Annotated in this window: 17 protein-coding genes and 1 other annotated feature; of the genes, 11 read left to right on the top strand and 6 right to left on the bottom strand. The window is 46.2% G+C overall.

The window, feature by feature from the left end:
• Positions 1 to 9: 9 nt before the first annotated feature.
• The 3 genes from gltB (FR741_RS12945) to gltB (FR741_RS12935) form a co-directional block, all read right to left on the bottom strand.
• Positions 10 to 4473 carry a glutamate synthase large subunit gene (gltB, locus tag FR741_RS12945; protein WP_167426888.1) on the bottom strand — a complete coding sequence of 1488 codons (4464 nt, stop codon included), beginning with the start codon at positions 4471 to 4473 and terminating at the stop codon, positions 10 to 12.
• Between the two features lie 450 nt (positions 4474 to 4923).
• Positions 4924 to 6393 (bottom strand): glutamate synthase subunit beta, encoded by a 1470-nt coding sequence (locus FR741_RS12940; protein WP_085343971.1) that lies wholly within the window; start codon positions 6391 to 6393, stop codon positions 4924 to 4926.
• Positions 6393 to 10943 carry a glutamate synthase large subunit gene (gene gltB, locus FR741_RS12935; protein ID WP_167426887.1) on the bottom strand — a complete coding sequence of 1517 codons (4551 nt, stop codon included), beginning with the start codon at positions 10941 to 10943 and terminating at the stop codon, positions 6393 to 6395. The genes FR741_RS12940 and gltB (FR741_RS12935) overlap by 1 nt, the downstream gene beginning before the upstream one ends.
• Before the next feature lie 552 nt (positions 10944 to 11495).
• On the opposite strand from gltB (FR741_RS12935), the gene FR741_RS12930 reads away from it, so the two are divergent.
• The 4 genes from FR741_RS12930 (at position 11496) to FR741_RS12915 (ending at position 17286) form a co-directional block, all read left to right on the top strand.
• On the top strand, positions 11496 to 12455 hold the full coding sequence (locus FR741_RS12930) for a TIGR01212 family radical SAM protein (protein WP_047009093.1): 960 nt from the start codon (positions 11496 to 11498) through the stop codon (positions 12453 to 12455).
• Between the two features lie 35 nt (positions 12456 to 12490).
• On the top strand, positions 12491 to 14239 hold the full coding sequence (locus FR741_RS12925) for a sensor domain-containing diguanylate cyclase (RefSeq protein WP_167426886.1): 1749 nt from the start codon (positions 12491 to 12493) through the stop codon (positions 14237 to 14239).
• Positions 14240 to 14480: 241 nt separating this feature from the next.
• Positions 14481 to 16835, top strand: a complete 2355-nt coding sequence (gene arcB, locus FR741_RS12920) for an aerobic respiration two-component sensor histidine kinase ArcB (RefSeq protein ID WP_047009095.1) — start codon at positions 14481 to 14483, stop codon at positions 16833 to 16835.
• A 1-nt stretch (position 16836) separates the two neighbouring features.
• Complete coding sequence (locus FR741_RS12915) at positions 16837 to 17286, top strand: putative periplasmic lipoprotein (protein WP_006742686.1); 450 nt, start codon at positions 16837 to 16839, stop codon at positions 17284 to 17286.
• A gap of 83 nt (positions 17287 to 17369) precedes the next feature.
• On the opposite strand, the gene arcA is transcribed toward FR741_RS12915, so the two are convergent.
• Positions 17370 to 18086, bottom strand: a complete 717-nt coding sequence (arcA, locus tag FR741_RS12910; protein WP_005381824.1) for a two-component system response regulator ArcA — start codon at positions 18084 to 18086, stop codon at positions 17370 to 17372.
• A gap of 361 nt (positions 18087 to 18447) precedes the next feature.
• On the opposite strand from arcA, the gene FR741_RS12905 reads away from it, so the two are divergent.
• Together FR741_RS12905 and FR741_RS12900 are read left to right on the top strand one after the other, a co-directional pair.
• A complete protein-coding gene (locus FR741_RS12905; protein ID WP_031780532.1) occupies positions 18448 to 18855 on the top strand; it encodes a DUF3293 domain-containing protein in 408 nt (135 codons plus the stop codon).
• Positions 18856 to 18910: 55 nt separating this feature from the next.
• Positions 18911 to 19393: a putative 4-hydroxy-4-methyl-2-oxoglutarate aldolase gene (locus FR741_RS12900; protein ID WP_005396309.1), complete on the top strand. Its 483-nt coding sequence runs from the start codon at positions 18911 to 18913 to the stop codon at positions 19391 to 19393.
• On the opposite strand, the gene FR741_RS12895 is transcribed toward FR741_RS12900, so the two are convergent.
• Complete coding sequence (locus FR741_RS12895) at positions 19390 to 19860, bottom strand: ribonuclease regulator (RefSeq protein WP_152814495.1); 471 nt, start codon at positions 19858 to 19860, stop codon at positions 19390 to 19392. The two genes, FR741_RS12900 and FR741_RS12895, sit on opposite strands and share 4 nt — an antisense overlap.
• A 427-nt stretch (positions 19861 to 20287) precedes the next feature.
• Between FR741_RS12895 and thrL the strand changes: the two genes are divergently transcribed.
• The 5 genes from thrL (at position 20288) to FR741_RS12870 (ending at position 25962) form a co-directional block, all read left to right on the top strand.
• Positions 20288 to 20365: a thr operon leader peptide gene (thrL, locus tag FR741_RS12890; protein WP_074192076.1), complete on the top strand. Its 78-nt coding sequence runs from the start codon at positions 20288 to 20290 to the stop codon at positions 20363 to 20365.
• Positions 20301 to 20420: a sequence feature (Thr leader region), on the top strand. (Overlaps the previous gene by 65 nt.)
• A 53-nt stretch (positions 20421 to 20473) precedes the next feature.
• Entirely contained in the window at positions 20474 to 22933 is a 2460-nt protein-coding gene (gene thrA / locus FR741_RS12885) for a bifunctional aspartate kinase/homoserine dehydrogenase I (RefSeq protein ID WP_167426885.1), read from the top strand.
• 20 nt (positions 22934 to 22953) lie between these two features.
• Positions 22954 to 23910, top strand: coding sequence for a homoserine kinase (gene thrB, locus FR741_RS12880; RefSeq protein ID WP_041852994.1), 957 nt, complete (start codon positions 22954 to 22956; stop codon positions 23908 to 23910).
• Positions 23907 to 25187 (top strand): threonine synthase, encoded by a 1281-nt coding sequence (gene thrC / locus FR741_RS12875; protein ID WP_167426884.1) that lies wholly within the window; start codon positions 23907 to 23909, stop codon positions 25185 to 25187. The genes thrB and thrC overlap by 4 nt, the downstream gene beginning before the upstream one ends.
• 115 nt (positions 25188 to 25302) lie before the next feature.
• Positions 25303 to 25962 (top strand): NADPH-dependent FMN reductase, encoded by a 660-nt coding sequence (locus FR741_RS12870; protein ID WP_167426883.1) that lies wholly within the window; start codon positions 25303 to 25305, stop codon positions 25960 to 25962.
• Between the two features lie 92 nt (positions 25963 to 26054).
• Here the strand turns inward: FR741_RS12870 and grcA are convergent, their stop codons facing one another.
• The gene (gene grcA / locus FR741_RS12865; protein WP_005381814.1) at positions 26055 to 26432 is read right to left on the bottom strand and encodes an autonomous glycyl radical cofactor GrcA; all 378 of its coding nucleotides are present in this window, start codon (positions 26430 to 26432) and stop codon (positions 26055 to 26057) included.
• Positions 26433 to 26483 lie beyond the last annotated feature (51 nt).

Genomic DNA, 26483 nt, shown 5'->3' with positions numbered 1-26483 from the left:
CCTCCATGATTACTGTGCTTGAACGCGCAGCTCTGCGGCACTGCGGCTCTGGTGACCAAGTAGCGTGCGAAGATCTGCCGCTTGTGGTTTCACCAAATAGAACTTTGGAATCCATTCATCAAAGTTCGCCAAAATATTTTCAGCATGACTCGACCCTGTTTCTTCAAGGTGTTCCGCAATTAGGCCACGCAAATGTTCTTGGTGGATGTAAAGATCGGACAATGAGATGGCTTCTACTGACTCAGTATTGACTCGACCTTCAAAGCTTTGGTTTTCATCCAGAACATAGGCAAAGCCCCCGGTCATACCTGCGCCAAAGTTCACACCTGTCGCACCAAGAATAGCAACAATACCGCCGGTCATGTACTCACAAGCGTTATCGCCAGCACCTTCAATGACGGCTATCGTACCTGAGTTTCGTACGCCGAAACGTTCACCTGCTTTACCCGCCGCAAACAGCTTGCCGCCAGTCGCGCCGTACAGGCAGGTGTTACCAATGATAGTTGCTTCATTGCATTTAAATGCGGTACCAAGGTGAGGTTTGATAACCACTTTACCACCCGCCATGCCTTTGCCCACGTAGTCGTTCGCATCGCCCGTGAGGTAAAGCTCTACGCCACCCGCATTCCAAACGCCAAACGACTGGCCGGCAGTGCCGTCAAGATAGATTTTGATAGGGGAAGCCGCCAATCCTTGGTTGCCATAGCGCTTCGCTATTTCGCCAGATAAGCGAGCACCCACAGAACGATCAGTGTTGATGACATTGTAGAAGAAACTTGCTGATTGGCTGTTTTCTACCGCATGCATGGCATCATCAATGATCTTTTGATTGAGCTCAGCTTTATCAAACGGTTTGTTTGGCTCTGTCCAAAACAGCGGATGACCTTCAGGCGAGACGGGAGCTTCTAGAATGTTGGATAGATCCAATTTGGTTTGCTTCGCGGTAAAGCCTTCTACTGCTTCAAGTAAATCGGTACGACCAATCAAGTCCGTCAGTTTTTCAACGCCTAGCTCAGAAAGCAGCTCGCGCACTTCTTCTGCCAGTCCGGTGAAGTAATTCATCACCATTTCTGGTAGACCTTTGAAGTATTCTTTACGCAGTGTCTCGTCTTGAGTCGCAACCCCTGTTGCACAGTTGTTGAGGTGACAAATTCGTAGGAACTTACAACCCATAGCGACCATTGGTGCAGTACCAAAACCGAAGCTTTCTGCACCTAAAATTGCGGCTTTAACTACGTCTAAACCAGTCTTTAGACCACCATCTACCTGTAGGCGGATCTTATGACGCAGACCATTAGCAACCAGTGCTTGTTGTGTCTCTGCTAGACCTAATTCCCATGGACTACCTGCGTATTTTACCGAAGTCAGTGGGCTTGCTGCCGTACCGCCGTCGTAACCCGAGATGGTAATGAGATCAGCGTAAGCCTTGGCTACGCCCGTTGCGATGGTGCCGACACCTGGCTCGGAGACGAGTTTCACCGAAACCAGCGCATTCGGGTTGACTTGTTTAAGGTCGAAGATCAGCTGGGCCAAATCTTCAATTGAATAAATATCGTGATGTGGAGGAGGGGAGATTAACGTCACCCCTTGCACGGAGTAACGTAGCTTGGCGATTTCTGCGGTGACTTTGTGTCCCGGTAGCTGACCACCTTCACCTGGTTTAGCTCCTTGCGCTACCTTGATTTGTAGTACATCCGCATTAGTAAGGTAATGAGGCGTGACACCAAATCGGCCAGAAGCAATTTGCTTGATGCGCGAGTTACGTTCAGTGCCGAAACGGCGAGGATCTTCACCACCTTCACCGGAGTTTGAATAGCCACCAAGACGGTTCATCGCAGTCGCGAGTGCTTCATGCGCTTCAGGGCTAAGTGCGCCAATGGACATGGCCGCAGAGTCGAAGCGTTTGAACAGTTCGGTTTTCGGTTCTATTTGCTCAAGTGGCAGCGGTGAGTCTGATTTTTTCAGCGACATTAAGTCACGCAACATAGCAACAGGGCGTTGGTTTACCTGCTTAGCAAAGCTCTGATAGTCGTTACTTTCGCCAGATTTAACGGCCTGTTGCAGCGTGCCGACAACATCCGGGTTGTAAGCATGATACTCACCTCCATGGACATACTTTAACAAGCCTCCATGATCAATCGATTTACGTTTCGCCCATGCTTTGCGAGATAAGTTTGTAAGATCTTGCTGGAAGTCGTCAAAATTTGCGCCTTCAATACGAGTTGTGACGCCTTTAAAACACAGATCGACCACATCTTGGTTCAAGCCAACTGCTTCAAACAGTTGTGAGCAGCGGTAAGAGGCGATGGTTGAGATCCCCATCTTTGACATGATTTTATACAGGCCCTTGTTGATGCCGTATTGGTAGTTCTGCATCACATCGCGATAGTCTTTCTCTAGTGCCTTATCATCAATCAGTTTACCTAACGCTTCATAAGCAAGGTATGGGTAAACTGCAGTCGCACCAAAGCCAAGCAAGACAGCAAATTGGTGTGGGTCACGTGCAGTTGCGGTTTCGACTACAATGTTGGCATCGCAACGTAAGTTCGCATCAATCAAACGAGTTTGAACGGCGCCGACTGCCATTGCCGCTGGAATTGGTAACTTGCCTTTGACCAAAGCGCGATCTGAAAGTACCACTAAAACCGTGCCTTCACGTACGACTTGCTCTGCTTGCTCACAGAGATCATTAATGGCTTGTTTAAGATCTTTCTCTTGTGGGTCGTAGTTGATATCTAGAATGGTATTACGGTAGTGATCGTCACCAAGCTCGAGCAGTTGCTGCATGTCTGAATAAAGCAGTACAGGCGAATCAAATGTTACGCGATGCGCGTGGCCATCGGTTTCACAGAAGACATTCATTTCCTTACCGATACTGGTCGCCAGTGACATCACGTGTTTTTCACGCAGTGGATCGATCGGTGGATTGGTGACCTGAGCGAACTTCTGGCGGAAGTAGTCAGTTACCAAGCGCTCTTTTGAGGAGAGCACTGCCATTGGAGTATCGTCACCCATAGAACCAACGGCTTCTTGGCCCATTTCTCCGAGTACACGCAGAACTTGGTCGACTTCTTCGTTCGTCATCGCGAATTGCTTTTGATAAGTCTTAAGTAAGTCTTCATCAAAGCTGCGCTCGCCTACTTGATCCTCAGGTAGCTGAGAAAATGGTGTGAGTTTGCGAACGTTGTTTTCCATCCATTCGCGATAAGGGTGACGAGATTTCAGATCATTATCGATCTCGCTAGACTGCCAAAGCTTACCTTTACGAGTGTCGATGACGAGCAATTCACCCGGACCTACACGCCCTTTTTCGGCAACTTCATCTGGGGCGTAATTCCAAATCCCTACCTCAGATGCCAGAGTGATCAACTTGTCTTTGGTAATTACATAACGTGCAGGACGCAGACCATTTCGGTCTAGATTACAAGCAGCATAACGACCATCGGACAGTACGATACCTGCTGGGCCATCCCATGGTTCCATGTGCTTGGAGTTGAAATCGTAAAACGCCCGCAGATCCGGATCCATATCTGGATGGTTTTGCCATGCAGGCGGCACAAGCATACGCATGGCGCGGAAGATATCCATGCCACCAGCTAAGAAGAGATCCAGCATATTATCCAAGCTAGAGGAGTCTGAACCTGTCTCGTTTACAAATGGTGCTGCAGTTTGAAGATCGGGCAGCAGTGGTGACGAGAACTTGTAAGCGCGCGCGCGCGCCCATTGGCGGTTACCTTCAATGGTGTTGATCTCACCGTTATGAGCAAGATAGCGGAACGGCTGAGCCAATGGCCAACGCGGTTGAGTATTGGTAGAAAAACGCTGGTGGAACAGACAGATAGCGGATTCCATGCGTAGATCAGCAAGATCAAGGTAGAAGCGAGGCAAGTCCGCAGGCATGCACAGGCCTTTGTACACCAAAACTTGAGTCGACAAGCTACAGATGTAGAAATCAGGATCTTCGGTGATTTGTTTCTCGATGCGACGGCGTGCGATGTAGAGACGGCGTTCAATGTCACGCTCTCGCCAACCAGCCGGTGCAGAGATAAAGACTTGCTGAATGTTTGGAAGCGAGTTAGCCGCAATTGGACCGAGCACTTCTGAATTGGTTGGAACTTCACGCCAACCGGCCACTGTTAGCGTCTCTTGCGCAAGTTCTCTGTTGACGATGTCTTTAGCGAGTTGAGCTTTGACCGGATCTTGGTTGAAGAAAATCATCCCTACGGCGTATTGCTTGCCAAGGTTGAAACCATTTTCTTCGGCAATAAGACGTAAATAGGAATCGGGCTTTTGTAATAGAAGACCACAACCATCACCGGTTTTACCATCGGCGGCAATACCACCACGGTGGGTCATTCGGTCAAGTGCAGAAATTGCTGTACGAACCAGCTTGTGGCTTTGTTCGCCTTCCATATGCGCGATCAAGCCAAATCCACAGTTGTCTTTCTCAAGACTTGGATCATAAAGAGCCATTGCAATTCTCCCTTTGCTTATCCGTCATCCCGACAGATATATCAACACTGCTTACGTTGATAGTGATGACTGAATATGCGTCATCTTTATGGTTTTATGTATATTTATTCAATAAAAGCTGTGAAATATTTAACATTTTTTGAGTGTTTTATTTTCATCAACTTCACAAGCTATAGCTTATTGTAAAAAAGGTCAAGCTATTAGTGGATAATCACGTGAATATGCGATTTACCATTTAATAAGCTAAAATAGTTTAATGATTTCAAATAGATAGAAAATTGATTGTTACAAGAAAGTAACATTTGATTCTGTGGGAAATAAAAAAGACCAGCATAAAATGCTGGTCAAAATAGAAAGATTGGAAGGAATTGTTTTCTTTCTTTGCTAATAGCCATCGATATCGCTGATGGCTATTTATGGCATTGAAAGAGGGAAGCGTGAATACTTCCGTTAAGCAGAAAGCATCAGTGAATCTGCTTTTGCTTCTAGGTTTGTGCCATCCATTAGGTAGTCATCTATAGCACGAGCACATTCGCGACCTTCGTTGATACAACGAACCACCAAAGATTGGCCTGTTCGCATATCACCAGCAGCAAATACGCCTTCTTGGTTAGTAGCAAAACCTTGAGTTGCTACGTTACCGCGATCATCTAGCGCGATATCCAGTTGAGCAAGCACGCCTGTAGGTTCTGGGTGTAAGAAGCCCATTGCTAGGAATGCCATATCACATGGGATCACTCGCTCGCTGCCTTCTACTTCTTTGAAACTTGGGCGCTCGCCTGGTTTTGCATCTTGCCAAACGATATCAGCAAGACGAAGGCCTGTGACTTCACCTTTGTCATTTCCGATGAACTCTTTGGTCAGGATGTTCCAGTGACGATCGACACCTTCTTCATGAGAGGTCGAAGTACGTAGGATCATTGGGTATTGAGGCCAAGGCATATTGGCTGGGCGCTTCTCTGGTGGAATCGGCATGATTTCCACTTGAGTTACGCTTGCTGCGCCGTGACGGTTTGACGTACCTACACAGTCTGAACCAGTATCACCACCACCAATGACAACCACATGTTTACCTTTTGCGTGAATCTCTTCCGTTTTCAGGTCCATGTTATTTGCACGTCGGTTGTTTTGACCTAGGAATTCCATTGCGAAGTGAACGCCTTTGAGCTCACGACCCGGAACTGGCAAATCACGTGGAACCGTTGAGCCACCCGTCAGTAGAACCACATCGAACTCTTGACGCAGTTGCTGAGCATTTACATCAACACCGACGTGTTGGTTTACTTTAAACTCAACGCCAGCTTCTGCCATTAGATTGATCTTACGATCAATGACTTCCATGCTCAGTTTAAAATCTGGAATACCGAAACGCAGCAGACCACCAACCTTCTCGTCTCGCTCGAATACTGTCACGGTATGGCCTGCGCTGTTTAGCTGCTCAGCAGCCGCAAGACCAGCAGGTCCAGATCCAATGATCGCCACCGTTTTACCAGTGCGAGAACGTGGCGTTTTTGGCTTGGCGTACCCTTCACGATACGCCGTTTCTACGATGGTTTTCTCGATATTACAGATAGTGATTGGGTCTTGGTTGATGCCAAGTACACAAGCACTTTCACATGGAGCAGGGCAAACACGACCAGTGAACTCTGGGAAGTTATTGGTTGAGCTTAGAATGTTCCATGCTTCTTCCCAGCTATCACGATAAACCGCATCGTTAAACTCTGGGATGATGTTACCGATAGGGCAGCCGTTATGACAAAACGGCACACCACAATCCATACAACGAGACGCTTGAGTATTGATCTTGTCACCAAACTCCTCGTTCAGAACGAACTCTTTGTTGTTCTTGATGCGTTCAGCGGGGTCGATCTTCTGTGGTAGTTCACGACCGTGCTCTAAAAATCCAGTAGGCTTACCCATTATACTGCCTCCGCTTGAGTTTCGTTTCCTTGAGACTGCGCTTCAGCTTTACGCTTTTGAAGCACCGCTTTGTAGTCACGCGGCATCACCTTAACCATAGAGGCTAGGCTTGCTTCAAAGTTGTCTAGGAAAGACTGAGCGACTTCACTTCCTGTGAATTGAACATGCTTAGTTAGCATGTCGAGTAATAGATCTCTGTCTTCTTTCTCGATTGGATCTAGGTCTACTAGCTCTGGGTTCAGTTTTGACTCAAAGTCACCTGATTTATCCCATACGTAAGCCACGCCGCCACTCATACCTGCGGCAAAGTTACGACCTGTTGAACCAAGGATAATTGCTGCACCGCCCGTCATGTATTCACAACCGTGGTCACCGACGCCTTCTACTACGACTTTCGCACCTGAGTTACGAACACAGAAACGTTCACCAGCCATACCGCGAATGAAAGACTCACCCGAAGTAGCACCGTAGAAACACACGTTACCAACCACGATGTTGTCTTCCGCGACAATGCTTGATTTTGCGTCTGGGTAAAGTACTAACGTACCGCCAGATAAGCCTTTACCCCAGTAGTCGTTCGCGTCGCCTTCTACTTCGAACTTCACGCCCTTAGCTAGGAATGCGCCGAATGACTGACCCGCTGAACCTTTGAACTTCACGTTCATTGGTCGAGGTAGGCCGGCATCTTTGTACACTTTCGAGATTTCGTTCGACAGCATGGTGCCCGCAGAACGGTCAGTGTTGACGATAGGGAATTCGGCATTCACCGCCTCGCCTTTCTCGAGAGCAGGAATCGCCGCTTGAATCAGCTTACGGTCTAGTACCGATTCCAGATTGTGGTTCTGTTGCGTTTGGTTATGGATACCGTCTGACTCACGTGGTTGTTCAACGTGTAGAATAGGAGACAGATCTAGGTTCTTGTATTTCCAGTGAGAAACGTCTTGGCGAATCTTCAGCTTCTGACCTTGGCCGACCATCTCATCGATAGTGCGGAAGCCAAGTTCAGCCATGATTTCACGTAGACCTTGTGCCATGTATTGGAAGAAGGTTACGACGTCTTCTACGCGGCCATCAAAGCGCTCGCGAAGCGTCTTGTTCTGAGTCGCGATACCAACAGGACAGGTGTTCTTATGGCACTTACGCATCATGATACAACCTTCAACCACCAATGCTGCGGTTGCCACGCCCCATTCTTCTGCACCAAGTAGTGTTGCCACTGCAAGGTCGCGAGGTGTTTTCATCTGACCATCCGCTTGAACCACGATACGGTTACGTAGACCGTTCTTTAGTAGCGTTTGGTGTGTTTCTGCCAAACCAAGTTCCCAAGGAAGACCAGTATGACGGATTGAAGACATTGGGGATGCACCAGTACCACCGTCGAAACCTGCGATTAGTACAACGTCTGCTTTCGCTTTCGCTACACCGGAAGCGATCGTACCTACGCCAGCTTCCGATACCAGCTTCACGTTTACACGGCCCGCGCGGTTCGCGTTCTTCAAATCGTAGATAAGCTGAGCCAAATCTTCGATTGAGTAGATATCGTGGTGTGGTGGCGGCGAGATAAGACCGACGCCCGGAGTTGAGTGACGTGTAGCACCGATCCAGTCATCTACTTTATCGCCTGGTAGCTGACCACCTTCACCTGGTTTCGCACCTTGAGCCATCTTGATTTGTAGCTCATCAGCGTTGGTTAGGTAGTAAGAGGTTACGCCGAAACGACCCGAAGCTACCTGCTTGATTGCAGAGCGTTCCCAATCGCCGTTCTCTTTGCGCTCGAAACGCATTGGGTCTTCACCACCTTCACCAGAGTTCGATTTTGCGCCAAGGCGGTTCATCGCAACAGCCAATGTGGAGTGTGCTTCGTAAGAAATAGAACCGAATGACATAGCACCCGTCGCGAAGCGTTTCACGATGCTTTCAATTGGTTCGACTTCGTCGATAGAGATAGAACCAGCTGGGTTCTTAATGAATTCTAGCTGGCTACGTAGCGTTACCGCGTTGTCACCTTGTTTATCGACTGCTGTCGCGTACTGCTTGAACTGATCGTAGTTCTTGTTGCGCGTAGACTCTTGCAGTAGAGAAATGGTTTCTGGGTTGAATAGGTGCTTCTCGCCACGCTGTTTCCATTGGTACACACCACCCACATCCAGCATTTGAATTGGGATTTCGCGTTGTGGGTAACCGATGCGGTGACGAACGAGCACTTCTTTAGCAATATCGTCAAGGGTGAGACCTTGGATACGAGAAACTGTACCTGTGAAGTACTTGTCTACCACTGACTTATGAATACCTAAGGCTTCGAAGATTTGCGCACCGTGGTACGACTGCAGGGTTGAGATACCCATCTTCGAGAAGATCTTCAGAAGACCGCCATTGATCGCTTTACGGTAGTTGTTGAACAGATCACGAGGGTTCGCTTCTGGATCCAGCTTCTTCGTGCGTTGTAGTTCAATGATAGTTTCGATAACTAGGTAAGGGTTAACCGCATTTGCACCATAGCCAATAAGGGTTGCAAAGTGGTGCGTTTCACGCGCGTCACCGGTTTCAACCACAATGTCACACTTAGCACGTAGACCTTTGCGGATCAAGTGGTGATGCACTGCACCAACTGCCAGCATTGCTGGGATCGCCGCGTGGTTTGAGTTCACTGCGCGGTCAGTTAGCAGGATGATTGAGTAACCATCAATAACCGCGTCTTCTGCGTATTGGCAGATACGTTTTAGTGCGCGCTCAAGCTTGCCTTGGTCTTCACTGGCTTGGAATACGATATCCAGTGTCTTCGCCTGAAGATGCTCGTTGTCAATAGCACGCAGTTTCTCAAGCTCAGAGTTCGCAAGAACAGGCGATTCCAATTCGACTTTCTGACAGTGAAGTGGTGTTTCAGTCAGAAGGTTTTGGTCTTTACCCAAGTAAGTGTTCAGCGACATCACCATACGCTCACGGATCGGATCGATCGGTGGGTTAGTTACCTGTGCAAACAGCTGCTTGAAGTAGTTTGAAAGATGTTGCGACTGATGAGATAGCACTGCAAGAGGCCAGTCGGCACCCATGGCTGATAATGGCTCTTTACCTTCATTTGCCATTGGAACGATGATTTCGTTCACTTCTTCAGTACTTACGCCAAACGCTTGTTGGCGGTGTAGAAGATGTTCTGGCTTAGGTTGGCTGAATTGGTTGCTCGCATCTGGCAGCTTCTTCAAGCTTAGTAGGTTTTCTTCTACCCACTTTTCGTAAGGCTGTGCCGTTGCGATGGTGTCTTTCACTTCTTCATCAGAGATGATGCGACCTTGCTCTAAGTCTGCAACGAAGATGCGACCTGGTTGTAGACGACCGCGGAACTCAACGTTCTCTGGCTCAATATCCACAACACCAGATTCTGATGCCATTACTAGGAAGTTATCTTTGGTCACTGTGTAGCGAGAAGGGCGCAGACCGTTACGGTCGAGTGTCGCACCAACTTGAACACCATCAGTAAAACATACTGAAGCCGGACCATCCCATGGTTCCATGATGTTCGCGTGGTACTGATAGAACGCGCGACGCTTAGGATCCATGTTTTTGTTTTCTTGCCATGCTTCCGGGATCATCATCATCAATGCGTGCGGCAGGCTACGACCAGAAAGAACTAGGAGCTCAAGTGCCATGTCAAAGTTAGATGAATCCGAACTGCCTTCCTGACAAATAGGAAGCAACATGTCGATTTCAGCTTGGGTAAATAGATCGGATTCAATGATCGCCTCACGGGCTTTCATCCAGTTCAAGTTACCGCGAACGGTGTTGATTTCGCCGTTGTGGGCAATGTAACGGAAAGGCTGTGCAAGACGCCATTTCGGGAAGGTGTTGGTAGAGAAGCGAGAGTGTACCAGTGCCAGTGCAGTCACCATGGTCGGGTTTTGCAGATCAAGGAAGTACTGAGGGACTTGCTCGGTCGTTAACTGACCTTTGTACACCAATGTCTTGTAAGACATTGAGTTAATGTAGAAGTCATCACCAATGTTCGAAACGCTTTCTAGGCAAACACGTACAGTGTAGTTACGAAGTACGTACAGTTTACGCTCTAGCTCTTCAGGTGTGATACCTGGACCACCAGAGATAAACACATGCTCAAACTGAGGTTCTGTGCTTAGCGGGTCGGCACCGATCATTGAGTTATCGGTTGGCAATACGCGGTAGCCAATAACTTCAAGGTCTAGACGCTGAGCGTTGCGTTCTAGAATGTCACGGCATTGCTCGCGTTTGTATTCGTCTTTCGGGAAAAGTACGACACCCACACCATACTTTTCAAATGAAGGCAGTTTAATGCCGAGCTTAACGGCCTCTTCTAATAGGAATTCATGAGGTTTTTGTAGCAAGATACCCGCACCATCACCGCTGCATGGGTCACAACCTTGACCACCACGGTGCTCCATGCGAGCTAGCATATCCAATGCTTGAGTCACTACTTCATGAGATTTACGGTTTTTAAGGTGAGCAACAAAACCGATACCACACGCGTCATGCTCCAATTCAGGAGTATATAGACCCTGTGGATTTTGCTCTCTATCTACCATAGATACATCCTTCCAGTTCAATGTCGACGCAAAAGCACCAGGCAGGCAAATGCCACCTAGACCATTGATTACGTCTTGTCCTTTATATTTATTATCGCCACCGATCTAGGTTGACCGATCTTGATTCCTTTCCGTATCTCGCAGGAAAAGTTTTGCGAGAAAAACAATCCTTGGTGGTATCCCTTTATTTATTGCCACTATTTAGTGATTTATATAGGTAGGAGTGGGATAACACCGACAAATCCCGCAGTGTACTTTGTAATAAAAGTCACAAAAATAACGGGGTTGTGTAAGTATCCTACAATTTTGTCACTTCAGAATGCAATGAAAAAGTCGACGTTGTGACCCAATTTTTTCGTTTAATTATGCATTTTTGGTTTAACATTTACGCAACATGAACGTTTTTTATCTGTATTTATGCAGGTTTATTGATTTTGAGCCGTATGAGGTTTGTTTGAATTGACTAGTATTGTGTGTTTTTTCTTGCAGGGATGTAATTTATTTACACAGATCGTAGTGAGATTGATTACGGTTCATTGTTGGTGAGAATTTATGCAGTTACATGAGTTGGTCAATACAATCGGCCAAGATCTTCAGCGTCGATACGGTGAAAAAGTCCATAAACTAACGTTGCACGGTGGATTTAGTTGCCCTAACCGAGATGGCACGATTGGTCGGGGAGGATGTACTTTTTGTAATGTGGCTTCGTTTGCGGATGAAGAAGTACAGATAAAAAGTATTCACGATCAGTTGAAAGATCGTGCGGGCGAAATTCATCGAGCGAAGAAGTATCTCGCTTATTTTCAGGCTTACACCAGTACTTATGCGGAAGTGCAAGTGCTGAAAAATATGTATGAAGAAGCACTAAAAGCGGCTGATATTGTGGGATTGTGTGTCGGGACTCGTCCAGATTGCGTGCCTGATGCCGTATTAGATTTGCTGTCTGACTATGTACAGCAAGGTTATGAAATTTGGCTAGAGTTAGGGCTTCAAACCGCTAATAACGACACCCTTAAGCGCATCAATCGCGGTCATGATTTCGAATGTTATGCCGAGATCACCAAGCGTGCGCGTGCGCTAGGTATTAAAGTCTGTACTCATTTAATTGTTGGATTACCGAAAGAAAGCCGCGACGATAACATTGAGACGCTGCAAAAAGTGTTAGCCGTGGGCACGGATGGCATTAAGTTACATGGCTTGCATATTGTGGAAGGCAGCACCATGGCGAAAGCGTGGCGTGCAGGACGATTAGAGGCGCCAGAGCTAGAAGAGTATGTCGCTATTGCCAGTGAGATGATTCGTATGACACCACCAGATGTGATTTACCATCGCGTTTCATCAGCAGCTCGTAGACCTACCTTATTATCGCCACTGTGGTGTGAAAATCGCTGGCTGGCGATGACTGAAATTGGTCGAGCTCTCAGTGAACATGGTGCTCAAGGAAGCCTAACGGGAAACGCTTTTATCTATACTAAACCGGAATTAATAGCAGATCGCTCAATAAATAACTGATATATTTTAACCAGTTTTCTTTAAAGGTTTAAACGATGGATCAGTTACTCAATTGGCTTTGGGATGGTCAAGGCGGTTATGGCTATGTCGTCTTGTTATTAATCGCTAGCGTGTGCGCGTTAGCACTGATCTATTTGCACTTTCAAACATCACTTAAGCAACTCGTAACGGATTCACCCTATCCAGTCATAGTGCTGGATACTGGCCATGCTCAGATCTTGTTATCTAACCAAGCTGCAATGCAGTTATTAGGTATTCGCTCTTTAGGAACGGGATATTTGTATCCCGCTTTATTCGATATTCGTGCGCTTGAGTCGTTTCTCGACAGTGTCTCTAGTCGTCATTTTAGCCAGCAGGTATTTGACTGGCGTTTATCTGAAAGCGAATCTATCAAGGTGGAGTTGTCAGGAAGAAAGAGTTTGCTGCGCAATCACCGTGTTTGGATCATCTACGCGCAGCCATATCAAGCCACTCATCAAGAGCAGCAACAAGAGCTTGCGCAATTAACGATTGCTCGTTCGGCACTAGACTCACTCTCTGAGTTAATCTGTACCCAAGATCGCCAAGGGAATTTATTAACGACGAACCGAGCATTTGATCAATTTTGGGAAGGGCGAAGGGAAGAAGCCTGCGCATCAAAGGCTTCCATGGGTGAGGCTACCAGAAAGAGTGAGCGCAAGTGGACGACGGATCCACAAGGTCGCAGTTGCTTATTGGAAGTGAATCAAAATTCCCTTGTGTCACCGAGTGGTGAGCTGATCGGTACATTATCCATTAGTCATGATGTGACCGAGTGGCACAAAATGCAGCAGAACCTGAGAGATGAAATGGAGCGCCGTAAAGATACAGAAGTTGCGTTGGCGCAAAGGGATACCATCTTACAAACTATTCTTGACGCTAGCCCTGACTCTATCGGTATCTTCAATGAGAATATGGTCTATCAAGCGTGTAATAAACCGTTCGTTAATGCATTAGGAATTTCAGACGTGTCTGATTTGATCGGTAAGCGCCTTCAAGATGTCATTCCTGAAGAGATGTACGCTCGCTTAGCTGCTAGTGATTTAGATGCATTGCGTCAGTCAGAGCCTGTCCGATACATAGATAAAGTCGTTAGCAGTGATGGCAAAAGTACGTGGTTTGATGTGGTGAAATCGCCCTTTAAAGATAAAGCTTCAGGAACGAATGGTGTGTTGATCATGGCGCGTGATATTTCTGAACGTTACCTTGCCGAACAAAAGTTGGAGAGAGCCAATTTAGAGTTAGAAAAGTTGAGCTTTATGGACAGCTTAACTCAGGTATCGAACCGACGCCGCTTCGATGAACAACTGCAGGTACTATGGTACCACCATGCCCGCGAAAAGCTGCCGCTCACTATCATGTTGTGTGATATCGACTTTTTCAAAGATTACAACGACTGTTACGGCCATCAGCAAGGTGATGAAGCATTGGTCAGTGTTGCTACCGTATTCACAAAAGTCATCAATCGCTCCTCGGATTGTGTTGCGCGTTATGGTGGTGAGGAGTTTGGATTTATCCTGCCGAATACCACAACGGAAGGCGCGAGCAATGTAGCGCAGCGTATTCATGAACAAATTCGACAACTCGATATGGAGCACGACAGCTCAGAAGCATCGGAATGTCTCACGGTCAGTATCGGTCTTGTCTCTTATATTCCTCAACATGGTGATGAACCGGAAATGGGTATTGCCATGGCTGACAGTGCGCTATACCAAGCCAAAGCGGATGGACGTAATCGCACCTGTATTCACCCAAGTTCTTGCTAACGCTTTGTGACCGCTTGCTCTAAGTTGATAGCTGATTGTTTAAATCGCCGTATTAAACACGTTAAACTTACCGAAACCTGTGCGTTCGTTGGTTAACTTATCTTTTTATCTTGTTTAGCAAGCGCAGTTCGCACTACGTATTTTTCACTAATCACACAGACCTAAATTGCGTTAGGCCGAATATGTCTGCTCGTTTTTTATCATTGAAGGGCAACATCTAGCCAGCACCATGGAGTAGTTAATGAAACCCATGAAAAATCTCGCCCAGTATTATGTCGACTTGCTAGTCAAACTGGGGATTGTTCGTTTCTCGATTTTGCTGGCCCTTGCGCTGGTGGCATTAGCCGTTGTGGTGCAGGTGGGGATTACTTTAGCTCTCAAGGGGCGAGTCGACGATATCGACATTGTCCGTTCGGTGTTTTTTGGTCTCTTGATTACACCTTGGGCGGTTTATTTTCTTTCTGTTGTTGTTGATCAGCTAGAAGAGTCTCGCCAGCGTTTAACCAAGTTGGTGTCCAAACTGAAAGACATGCGCTCGCGAGACCAAGAACTGAATTATCAACTGCAACAAAACATCGAAAAGCTCAACCAAGAAATTGAAGAGCGCATTAAAGCAGAAGAAGCTCGTGAAGAAGCGATGCAAGATCTCGAAAACGAGGTGTTCCAACGAGAGCGTACTCAGTTAGAGCTTGCGGAACGCACTGCACTACTGCGTTCATTTATTGATGCCTCGCCAGACTTAATTTACTACCGCAATGCCGATGGTGTGTTCTCCGGTTGTAACCGGGCAATGGAAGAGCTAACGGGCAAGAAAGAGCACCAGTTAGTCGGATTAAGCCCTTGGGATGTGTATAGCAAAGAAATCGCTGAGCACATCGTTGATACTGACCAAAAGGTCTTCGCCGATAATCAAGCCATCACTTACGAGCAGTGGCTAGAGTATCCTGATGGACGCAAACATTACTTTGAACTGCGTAAAGTGCCGTTTTACAGCAAAGATGGTCGTCACCTTGGCTTGGTAGGTTTTGGCCGTGATATCACTGAACGTAAACGTCATGAAGAGTCGTTAGAGAAAGCAAGCCGTGATAAAACTACTTTCATCTCAACCATCAGTCATGAACTGCGAACGCCACTAAATGGCATTGTGGGCTTAAGTCGCATGCTTCTCGATAGTCCGTTGACAGAAGAGCAGCGCAAACACATGCAGACCATCAATGTGAGTGCGATTACGCTAGGTAACATCTTCAACGATATTATCGATATGGATAAGTTTGATCGCCGCAAGCTAGAACTATTACCTGCGCCACTTAACTTCGAAGACTTCGTCGCTGAGATTGAAAGCATCTCTGCTTTGATGGCGGAGCAAAAAGGGCTGCGTTTTGACTTAGAACGTTTGAGTGATTTACCAAAAGCAATTGAAGTGGATGCGACCCGTTTGCGTCAGGTAATTTGGAACTTGGTCAGCAACGCAATGAAGTTTACCAAAGAAGGTGGCGTTGTGATGACAGTGAGCGCGGATGTCGAAGACGATTTTGCGACCATTATTATGGAAGTGGAAGACACAGGTATTGGTATACCTGAAGATGAGCTCGATAAAATCTTCGCCATGTATTACCAAGTGAAGTCGGGCAAAGACAACCTACATGCGGTCGGTACAGGCATTGGTTTGGCGGTATCTAAGCAACTGATCAATATGATGGATGGTGACATTACTGTCGCTAGTGAAGAGGGTTTTGGTAGTACTTTTACCGTATCGATTCACGTTCCTATTGTGGAACTCGAAGAACCTGTCATTGATGCAAAACGCGACAATATGCATCTCAACATCTTTATGGTCGAAGACATTGAGCTTAACGTCACTGTTGCCAAATCGTTGCTTGAGAGCTTAGGGCACTCCGTTACCGTGGCGATGACGGGACAAGAAGCGCTCGTGAACTTTGTGCCAGAAAAATATGACTTGGCGTTGTTGGATATTCAGCTGCCTGATATGACGGGGTTTGATGTCGCAAATTATTATCGCGAGCATTATAACAATCTGCCTCCATTGGTCGCCCTAACAGCTAATGTGATGAAAGATCGTCGTGAATACTTAGATAACGGCATGGATGATGCCATCAGTAAACCGCTTGCTGTGAACGCCATTCAGTCTGTAATTGATAAATTCTTCGCGCATCAGGTAGAGCAGCAAGAGCAACCTGAGAGCGTTCCAGAAACAGTGGAAGAGCCGACTCCTTCTCCTGTGATTGAGACACACTTGCTCGATATGGATATGTTAGAGTCTTACGTCGACATTGTTGGTGCCAAGCCGGTCTACGACAGCATAAAAATGTTTGAAGACATGATGCCAGACTATATTGATGTCTTAGACTCAAACATGACGGCAAAAGATCAAGATGGGATTGTTTCTGAAGCGCATAAAATTAAAGGCGCTGCAGGTTCGATTGGCCTCAAACGTATCCAAAGTGTGGCGCAGAAAGCGCAATCTCCCGATATGCCAGCATGGTGGGAAAACATTTCAGACTGGGTTGAAGAGATCAAAAATGAATACCAAAACGATATTCAAGTCCTCAAAAGTTGGTTGGAACAAAGGAAATAACATGAAAAAAATCGCACCGTTGGCGTTGGTTATAGCATTGATGGCAGGCTGCAGTTCCGTTCCAAGTGTGAACTGGCAACAAAACAGTCAGATTACGATTAACCAGGTGAATGTCGAGCTCAAAAGTAACTTATGGGTGAACCTGATGCCGACCGTTGGGGAAGTGCAAGAGCAAAGCATTCAAGGTTCACTTTACCTTGAAGGAGACCAATTACTCCCAGCCAACCTGACTGCCGAAGCGCTTATCATCAAGCAAGGAGAAAAAGAGTGGTGGGTGGATGAAGACTCTTTAGAAACTCGAACTCATAGTGAGAGCCAATGGGAAGTAGCCTTCACGTCTCAGGTAGACGCGGACACAGAAAAATCGGTTGATATCGCGGTACTTTTAGACGACGCAGGTAAACAGCGCTGGTTAGTGGAAAAGTACGTGAAGATTAACAAGGTTTATTAGATTCAGTGATTGTCCGCTAATTGCTAAACCCAAAATAAAAGGGCTTGCTCAATGAGCAAGCCCTTTGCGTATTAGCGATTCAATTAGTCTTCTAGATCGCCACAGAAGCGGTAACCTTCGCCGTGGATAGTCGCGATGATTTCAGGAGTACCTGAAACAGACTCAAAGTGTTTACGAATACGACGAATCGTTACGTCTACAGTACGGTCATGCGGCTTAAGTTCACGGCCAGTCATCTTCTTAAGAAGATCGGCGCGAGTTTGAATCTTACCTGGGTTTTCACAGAAGTGCAGTAGAGCTCGGAACTCAGAGCGAGGGAGCTTGTAGCTATCACCAGCAGGGCTTACTAGAGAGCGGCTGTTGATGTCCAGTACCCAACCATTGAATTCATACTTTTCTACTGAGCGTTTCTCTTCTTGCACCGCGTTAGAGCTCATTGAGCGGCTAAGTAGGTTGCGAGCACGAATAGTCAGTTCACGTGGGTTGAATGGTTTAGTGATGTAGTCATCTGCACCAATCTCAAGACCTAGGATCTTGTCCACTTCATTGTCACGGCCTGTCAGGAACATTAAAGCAATGTTCGCTTGTTCGCGTAGTTCACGCGCTAACAGAAGGCCATTCTTGCCTGGAAGATTAATGTCCATAATAACCAAGTTGACTGAGTTGTCAGACAACACTTGGTGCATCTCTTCACCGTCACTGGCTTCAAAAACAGCGTATCCCTCTGCTTCAAAAATACTCTTAAGAGTGTTACGAGTTACTTGCTCATCTTCAACGATAAGAATCTGCGGGGTTTGCATTGGCGGTACCTAAATTTGTGACAAAATTGTGCTAATAGAATAAATTCTAGGCAAAAATATAACATACAGGTAATGTGATTTTGATAATAAATCAAGTTGATCAAAAAAACACTTCTTTCAGTTATCCGCCCTCCATGGAATTTTGCCAACTCACCAGTATCCAATGGCGACGTTTATTCTAAAGGGCTTGTTTACCTTTCATTTCCTGCTTTCTGTGGGGCCTGAAACGTAAACACCCTAAGATATGGAGCGGATTTTATATTGTTAACAGCATGCTAACAATGCTCAAATGTTAATTCCATTCAGTTTGTTGATTTATATCAATTGATGAAATGTAACTGTTATTAATCGTTTAAGACTTATGATAGAAAAAAGTAATACGAACATAGACGCATCGTTATGGAATGCTTATTCAGAATCTTTTTTCAGATTCGAGGCCGAGTGGTGCGTTTCAAACTACGCTGTGATAACCGCTTGGAACCCATACAGTAATTTGCGGTCCAAAGAAGAGAACTGCATAAGCAATCAAGCATTAGAAACACTGCTACAGCACGTTAATTACGCGCCTATCACAGTAGGTGACAGCTCTTTTACATGGTATGAGGAAAGCTTTGCCGTCGAGTTATCACCAGAGGCGGCGGTCGCATTGGCGAATGACTTTCAACAAAACGCGATTTACTACGTCATTGATGATCAACTTTACCTTATTGCGTGCTCACAGCCGAAAGTGTTGCATAAGTTAGGCTCCCTTAAGCCTCGACTCGTATAGGAAAGGATACTACTCACCGAAGCACTGCTTGGGTGAGAAAATTCACGGAGGAAATATGAGAGACATTACACCCGATATTTGTGACCAATTTGAAGACCAAGTTACCCTGCTTACTTTGCCACTGCAGAACTTTGGTCAACGCACCGCTTTTTACGGAGAAATTGTCACAGTGCGTTGCTATCACGACAACTCAAAAGTACGTGAAGTACTGGGCGAAGATGGAACGGGGAAAGTATTGATTGTTGACGGACATGGTTCGTGTCAGAAAGCATTGCTTGGCGATCAATTAGCAATACTCGGAATAGAAAATGGGTGGGAAGGCATTATTGTCTATGGTGCAATACGCGACGTAGCACAAATATCTCAGATGGACATTGGCGTGCAAGCACTTGGTACCAATCCGTTTAAGACAGAGAAGCGAGGTATGGGAGAGGTCAATGTGACCTTAACGATGCAAAACCAAATCGTGCAGCCGAAGCATTATGTGTACGCTGATTGGAATGGTGTGTTGATTTCAAAGCAAAAATTAGATTTCTAAAAACGAAAGCCTAAACCTACCTCAATACCTTGTTGCCAATCTTGGTAATCAAGAGTCGCGTGAAGATCCAGTTTATCGGTGATTTTTACGCGACTTGAGACTTCAGCTGCGAGGCTGCTGTCTTCTTGGCGAATACCTTCCGCAGTCTCATTCTTGTAAGAGCGAACCGAACTTTTTAGTGTGACACGATCATTGAAGTGATAGCTGATCCCACTCAAAAAACCGCTTTGGTTTTGGGTTGGAGAGTTGTTGACTCGTGCACCGACGTAAACGTCTACTGAGTCAAAGAGTTCGTACGCATAACCCGTGTCGATATTCCAAACATCGAAACTGTCAGATTGATAGCTGTCGCTGGAAATAAATAGTTTATGAGGAGAAGGGGATGTTTTGCCTGGAAGAGGCGGAAGCTCGTTTGCTAGACAAACGCCAGGCACAAAAAACAGCAACAGAAAAAGCCCTCTTTTCATGCTCACCACTCCTTGTGTCAACTTTTTTATTAGTATGTGCCCAAAGCTTCTCACTATTAAAGCATAGAATATGAAAGCTAGCTCACCTATTTTCTAAATAATTCGATCCTGTGAACATAGGTCACAGTTAAGTTGTTGTTAAGTGTCAACAACTCCCTTTCATAATTTGATCTTACGCTTTATGACGAAGATCAGACTAGTTATGGAGTAAAAAGTGAGACTGATGACAATGGGATGAGCCCCCTACAAAAAAATAAGCGACAGATTTCCTAACGAGCAATAACATCCAATTAGCTTTAAATATCAATAAGATTGCTTAGCAGAAATCGCTGTAAGACTGAAAAACAAACAATTTTTTGTTGACTATGAATCGGAAACTCGGTAAACGTAGAGTTAAGCAAACACAATTAACGTTGAATATTTATTTATGCCATCTAACAGCCTAGTAGTAATGACCACGACCATTATTATTACCGACACCACACATGTTGGGGCAGGCTGCTGAGCGAAAGAAATTCACAGAAAAGGCCTGTATCCAACAAGATACAGGCCTTTTTTTATGCTTTTTTATCCAGAATTTAGACAAGTTTGAGAAGATATACCGGAGGAAGGGATGCGAGTATTGAAGTTTGGCGGTTCATCACTAGCTGATGCAGATCGCTTTTTAAGAGCGGCAGACATCATTGCCAATAACGCTCAACAAGAAGAAGTGGCGGTTGTTCTTTCAGCCCCAGGTAAAACAACAAATAAGTTGGTTGCGGTCATTGAAGGCGCGTTGCGCAATGGTGAAGCAGAGCTGCAAATTAAAGAGTTGGATGAGTCGTTTAAAACGCTATTCACTCAAATCCAAGCAGTACTACCCAATATTGATGGTTCAGTTTTCGATAACCAAGTGAAAACCTCGCTATCTCAATTACGTCAATTTGTTCACGGCATCAATCTATTAGGTATGTGCCCAAACAACGTAAATGCACGCATTATCAGTAAAGGTGAGCGTGTTTCCATTCAGTTGATGAAAGCTGTCTTGGAGGCGAAGGGACAACAAGCGAGCTTGATCGATCCTGTCGAGTATCTGTATGCCCAAGGTGATCATCTTGAAGCTATGGTTGATGTGGATATTTCAACGCAAAACTTCCGTCAAAACCCCCTTCCTCAGGGCCACGTGAACATTATGCCGGGCTTTACAGCTGGCAACGAAAAAGGAGAGCTTGTCACGCTGGGTCGTAATGGCTCTGACTACTCGGCAGCGGTTCTTGCTGCCTGCTTACGCGCAGACTGCTGTGAAATCTGGACCGACGTTGATGGTGTATACAACTGTGACCCACGTTTAGTCGAAGATGCTCGCCTACTTAAATCACTAAGCTACCAAGAAGCGATGGAGCTTTCTTATTTTGGTGCTTCCGTTCTGCACCCGAAAACCATCGCCCCTATTGCTCAATTCCACATTCCATGTCTGATCAAAAACAGCTTTAACCCTCAAGGTGCAGGTACTCTTATCGGCCAAGATACTGGTGAAGATAATCTTGCGATCAAAGGTATTACAACACTTAACGACCTAACCATGGTTAACGTATCAGGCCCTGGTATGAAAGGCATGGTAGGCATGGCGAGCCGTGTATTCGGTGCGATGTCGTCTGCTGGTGTATCTATTGTTCTGATCACTCAGTCTTCTTCTGAATACAGCATCAGCTTCTGTATTGAGGCTGAAGATAAAGCGAAAGCGCAGCAAGTGCTGGCAGATGCGTTCGAGCTAGAACTCAAAGATGGCTTACTAGAACCGGTTGAGTTTATTGATAATGTTTCAATCATTACGCTTGTTGGTGATGGTATGCGCACATCGCGCGGTGTGGCTTCTCGCTTCTTCTCTTCTCTAGCTGAAGTGAGCGTGAATATCGTAGCGATAGCACAAGGCTCATCAGAGCGTGCGATTTCTGCCGTTATTCCAGAAGACAAAATTTCTGAAGCGATCAAAGCGTGTCACGAAAACCTATTCAACTCGAAACACTTCCTCGATGTGTTCGTTGTTGGTGTTGGTGGTGTGGGTGGCGAGCTTGTGGATCAGATCGAGCGCCAACAAGTCAAACTGGCTGAGAAAGGCATTGTGATTCGAGTTTGTGGCTTAGCAAACAGCAAAGGTCTTTTGCTTGATAGCGAAGGCTTACCGCTTGAGCACTGGCGTGATCGTATGTCAGCAGCCACAGAAGAGTTCAGCCTAGCGCGTCTGATTTCTTTGGTACAACGCAATCATATTATCAACCCAGTATTGGTTGATTGTACGTCCAGTGAAGGCATTGCTAAACAATACGCCGACTTTCTAGCGGCAGGTTTTCATGTTGTAACACCAAACAAAAAAGCAAACACAGCAAGCATGGCGTACTACCATCAGCTTCGCGATGTGGCTCGTAGCTCCCGTCGTAAATTGATGTATGAAACAACCGTAGGTGCAGGCCTACCGGTTATTGAAAACTTGCAAAACCTAATTTCTGCAGGCGATGAACTGGAGCGCTTCAGCGGTATTCTTTCCGGTTCTCTTTCTTATATTTTCGGTAAGTTAGATGAAGGAATGAGCTTAAGTGAAGCGACGAATATCGCAAAAGAAAATGGCTTTACTGAACCAGATCCTCGTGATGATCTGTCTGGTATGGATGTCGCGCGTAAGTTGTTGATCCTAGCTCGTGAAGCGGGCATGTCACTAGAGCTTGAAGATGTTGTTGTTGACCAAGCGCTACCGCCAGGTTTTGATGATTCAGGCAGTGTTGATGAGTTTATGGCGCGTCTCCCAGAAGCGGACGCCTACTTCAAAGAGTTATCAGCTAAAGCAGCAAAAGAAGGCAAAGTACTGCGCTACGTTGGTGAGATTAATGAGGGCAAGTGCACAGTAAGCATCGCAGCGGTGGATGAAAACGATCCAATGTATAAAATCAAGGACGGTGAAAACGCACTGGCATTTTACAGCCGTTACTATCAGCCAATCCCACTAGTGTTACGTGGCTATGGTGCAGGCACCGAAGTAACGGCTGCGGGTGTATTCTCTGACGTGATGCGTACTTTAGGTTGGAAACTAGGGGTATAACAAGAATGAGTTCAAGTGATATGGATGTAGTGGTTTATGCCCCAGCATCAATTGGTAATGTAAGTGTTGGTTTTGATGTGTTGGGGGCGGCGGTGTCCCCAGTGGATGGGACCTTGCTAGGTGACAGAGTGCAAGTTAAGGCAGGGACTGAGCCGTTCAGTCTGAAAACTGCGGGTAATTTTGTCTCTAAGTTGCCTACAGAGCCAAAAGAAAACATCGTTTACGATTGTTGGCTGGTGTTTTCTCGCGAGCTAGATAAAAAAGGTGTTGAGCTAAAACCACTTGAAATGACGCTAGAAAAGAACATGCCAATAGGCTCAGGTTTAGGCTCAAGTGCATGTTCTATCGTGGCGGCGCTGGATGCCTTAAACCGATTCCATGGTCAACCGCTGAATGAGACTGAGCTGCTAGCACTGATGGGGGAAATGGAAGGCAAAATCTCTGGTGGTATTCACTACGATAACGTCGCGCCGTGTTACCTTGGTGGTGTCCAGTTGATGCTTGAAGAGCTTGGTATCATCAGTCAAGAAGTGCCTTGTTTTGATGATTGGTACTGGGTCATGGCGTATCCGGGAATCAAAGTATCAACAGCAGAAGCGCGTGAGATCCTACCATCTCAATACCGCCGACAAGATATCATCGCTCATGGTCGTCACCTTGCGGGCTTTATTCATGCGTGTCATTCTGGTCAGCCAGAGCTAGCTGCAAAAATGATCAAAGACGTGATCGCAGAACCGTATCGTGAGAAACTGCTTCCGGGCTTTGCGAATGCACGTCAATACGCAGCCTCTGCGGGTGCATTGGCTACCGGTATTTCTGGCAGTGGGCCGACACTGTTCAGTATTTGCAAAGAGAAAGATGTCGCTGAGCGAGTTGCTCGCTGGTTAGAACAGAACTACGTACAAAACGAAGAAGGATTCGTCCATGTTTGTCGTCTAGATAAGCAGGGTTCGAAAGTAACAGGAAGTGAGCTATGAAGCTTTACAATATAAAAGAAAATGATGAACAAGTTTCCTTTGGCCAAGCCGTTCGCCAAGGGTTAGGCCGTAACCAAGGTCTATTTTTCCCATCGGAATTACCAAAGTTTGAAGACGTTGATGCGCTACTGGCAGAAGACTTTGTTTCTCGTAGCACTAAGATTTTATCAGCGTTTATCGGTGATGAGCTGGCGGAAGAGCAAGTCAACGCGCTTGTGGACGCAGCGTTCCAATTCCCGGCGCCAATCAATCAAGTCAAAGATGGTGTTTACGCGTTAGAGCTTTTCCATGGTCCAACGCTGGCATTTAAAGATTTTGGCGGTCGCTTTATGGCGCAATCTCTTGCGGCGGTATCGGACGGTGGCAAGATCACCATTCTGACTGCGACTTCTGGCGATACTGGCGCAGCCGTTGCGCACGCTTTCTATGGTATGGAAGACATCAACGTTGTGATTCTTTACCCGAAAGGCAAGATTAGCCCACTGCAAGAGAAGCTATTCTGTACGCTAGGCAAGAACATTCACACTGTCGCGATCGATGGCGACTTCGATTCGTGCCAGGCTCTGGTTAAGCAAGCTTTCGATGATTCCGCACTGCGTGAAGAGATCGGTCTGAATTCTGCAAACTCAATCAACATCAGCCGTTTGATGGCGCAAATATGTTACTACTTTGAAGCAGCTGCGCAAATGAGCAAACAAGAGCGTGAAAACCTAGTTGTGTCTGTACCAAGTGGTAACTTTGGTAACCTAACTGCTGGTCTACTGGCAAAAGCGCTGGGTCTGCCGATCAAACGTTTTATCGCTGCAACTAACGCTAATGACACGGTTCCGCGCTACCTAGAAACAGGTAAGTGGGAGCCAAAACCAACGGTTGCAACGACATCGAACGCGATGGACGTGAGCCAACCAAACAACTGGCCTCGTATTGAAGAGCTTTGCCGAGTGAAAGAGTGGGGCCTAGAGACACTAGGTAAAGGCGCGGTTTCAGATGAGCAAAGCGCACAATCTGTGAAAGACCTGTATTCATTGGGCTACCTATGTGAACCGCACGGTGCGATTGCTTACCGCGTTCTTGAAGAGCAACTGCAAGACGGTGAAACCGGTCTGTTCCTATGTACTGCGCACCCAGCGAAGTTCAAAGAAGTGGTGGATGATATTCTAGAATCAGACATCGATCTTCCTGCACCGCTCGCGAAGCACGCTGCGATGGAGCTGCTATCGGAAGAGCTAGACGCAGACTTTGATGCATTGAAACAAGTACTGCGCCGTGTACAGTAATTATTAAAATGATGAACGACGAAAGGTGAATGAGCAATCATTCGCCTTTTTTATTGTCAGTAAGTCTCGACTCTCTTTATGATTGAGAAACGAACTTAAAGATGGAAATAGAAGCATGCATTTTTTGATTTTTCTTGGCTCGGTAAGAGACAGCACACCGCCACGACCAGCCCGCTTGGGCATGCGAGTGAGTAGAGCATGTGAAACGTTGTTTAAGAATCAGTATTCCCAACATACCGTCGAAATCATTGACCCATTGAACTACGACTTTGACGACGTGTTTAAGCCTGAGTTTGCTTACCATCGCGCTAAAGTGCCAGCCCACTTGAGAGAACTGGCAGACAAAATTAAAAGCGCCGATGGGTACGTGATGCTCAGTCCGGAATACAACCATTCGATGAGCCCTGCTTTGGCAAACATGCTTAACCATTTTGGTAGTTCGCTGTTTTCTTATAAGCCAAGTGCTATCGTGACCTATTCTGCTGGACAATGGGGTGGTGTTCGAGCTGCTGTGTCGATGCGTACCTTCTTATCTGAACTTGGATGTTTACCTGTCTCGGCGATGATTCACATTCCGAAAGCGCAAGAAGTGTTTGACGAACAGGGTGTCGTTGCGGATGAATTGCAGCAGACGCAGTGGGACAGCTATATGAATCGCACAATACATCAACTCATTTGGTGGTCTGAAGGCGCTTCACAACAAAGAGAAAGGCTTGACCCAACCTCATTGGCTGAAGTGTTTAAGAAGGATCCGTCACAGAGAAATGCTCCGTAAAGGAACAGAACGGTTAGATGCATGGAAAAACAAAAAAAGCTTGGCCATTGAGACCAAGCTTTTTAAATGTGAGTAAGTCGATTTTATTGAGATTATAGCGTCTCAGTAAAAGTACGAGCGATGACATCACGTTGTTGCTCTGGAGTTAGCGAGTTGAAACGTACTGCGTAACCAGAAACACGGATAGTTAGTTGTGGGTATTTCTCTGGGTGTGCAACTGCATCTTCTAGTGTTTCGCGTTTAAGCACGTTCACGTTTAGGTGTTGACCGCCTTCGATGCGAGGAGCTGTTTCGATTGCTACTTCACGGCTTTCGTATTCACCTAGATCGCTGATTGCGATAACTTGGTCTGCTTCGTAGCCAGCAGTTGCAGCAACACAACGAGCTTCATTTTTTTCGCTATCTAATAGCCAGATAGAGTTTAGTAGGTCGTCGTTTGCCGCTTTTGTAATTTGGATACCTTGGATCATCACTATCTCCTAGACCACTTACGTGGTGATTATTGGTGTTAATTTTCGAAT

This window comes from Vibrio diabolicus (assembly GCF_011801455.1).
GTDB classification, from domain to species: Bacteria; Pseudomonadota; Gammaproteobacteria; order Enterobacterales; family Vibrionaceae; genus Vibrio; species Vibrio diabolicus.
Note: the sequence above shows the minus strand (reverse complement) of the source record. Positions and strands in the feature narration are given on the sequence as shown.

Coding starts and splice junctions, on each gene's coding strand:
- gltB (WP_167426888.1), bottom strand. CDS start 4,473: ATGGCTCTTTATGATCCAAGTCTTGAGAAAGACAACTGTGGATTTGGC.
- FR741_RS12940 (WP_085343971.1), bottom strand. CDS start 6,393: ATGGGTAAGCCTACTGGATTTTTAGAGCACGGTCGTGAACTACCACAG.
- gltB (WP_167426887.1), bottom strand. CDS start 10,943: ATGGTAGATAGAGAGCAAAATCCACAGGGTCTATATACTCCTGAATTG.
- FR741_RS12930 (WP_047009093.1), top strand. CDS start 11,496: ATGCAGTTACATGAGTTGGTCAATACAATCGGCCAAGATCTTCAGCGT.
- FR741_RS12925 (WP_167426886.1), top strand. CDS start 12,491: ATGGATCAGTTACTCAATTGGCTTTGGGATGGTCAAGGCGGTTATGGC.
- arcB (WP_047009095.1), top strand. CDS start 14,481: ATGAAACCCATGAAAAATCTCGCCCAGTATTATGTCGACTTGCTAGTC.
- FR741_RS12915 (WP_006742686.1), top strand. CDS start 16,837: ATGAAAAAAATCGCACCGTTGGCGTTGGTTATAGCATTGATGGCAGGC.
- arcA (WP_005381824.1), bottom strand. CDS start 18,086: ATGCAAACCCCGCAGATTCTTATCGTTGAAGATGAGCAAGTAACTCGT.
- FR741_RS12905 (WP_031780532.1), top strand. CDS start 18,448: ATGATAGAAAAAAGTAATACGAACATAGACGCATCGTTATGGAATGCT.
- FR741_RS12900 (WP_005396309.1), top strand. CDS start 18,911: ATGAGAGACATTACACCCGATATTTGTGACCAATTTGAAGACCAAGTT.
- FR741_RS12895 (WP_152814495.1), bottom strand. CDS start 19,860: ATGAAAAGAGGGCTTTTTCTGTTGCTGTTTTTTGTGCCTGGCGTTTGT.
- thrL (WP_074192076.1), top strand. CDS start 20,288: ATGCCATCTAACAGCCTAGTAGTAATGACCACGACCATTATTATTACC.
- thrA (WP_167426885.1), top strand. CDS start 20,474: ATGCGAGTATTGAAGTTTGGCGGTTCATCACTAGCTGATGCAGATCGC.
- thrB (WP_041852994.1), top strand. CDS start 22,954: ATGGATGTAGTGGTTTATGCCCCAGCATCAATTGGTAATGTAAGTGTT.
- thrC (WP_167426884.1), top strand. CDS start 23,907: ATGAAGCTTTACAATATAAAAGAAAATGATGAACAAGTTTCCTTTGGC.
- FR741_RS12870 (WP_167426883.1), top strand. CDS start 25,303: ATGCATTTTTTGATTTTTCTTGGCTCGGTAAGAGACAGCACACCGCCA.
- grcA (WP_005381814.1), bottom strand. CDS start 26,432: ATGATCCAAGGTATCCAAATTACAAAAGCGGCAAACGACGACCTACTA.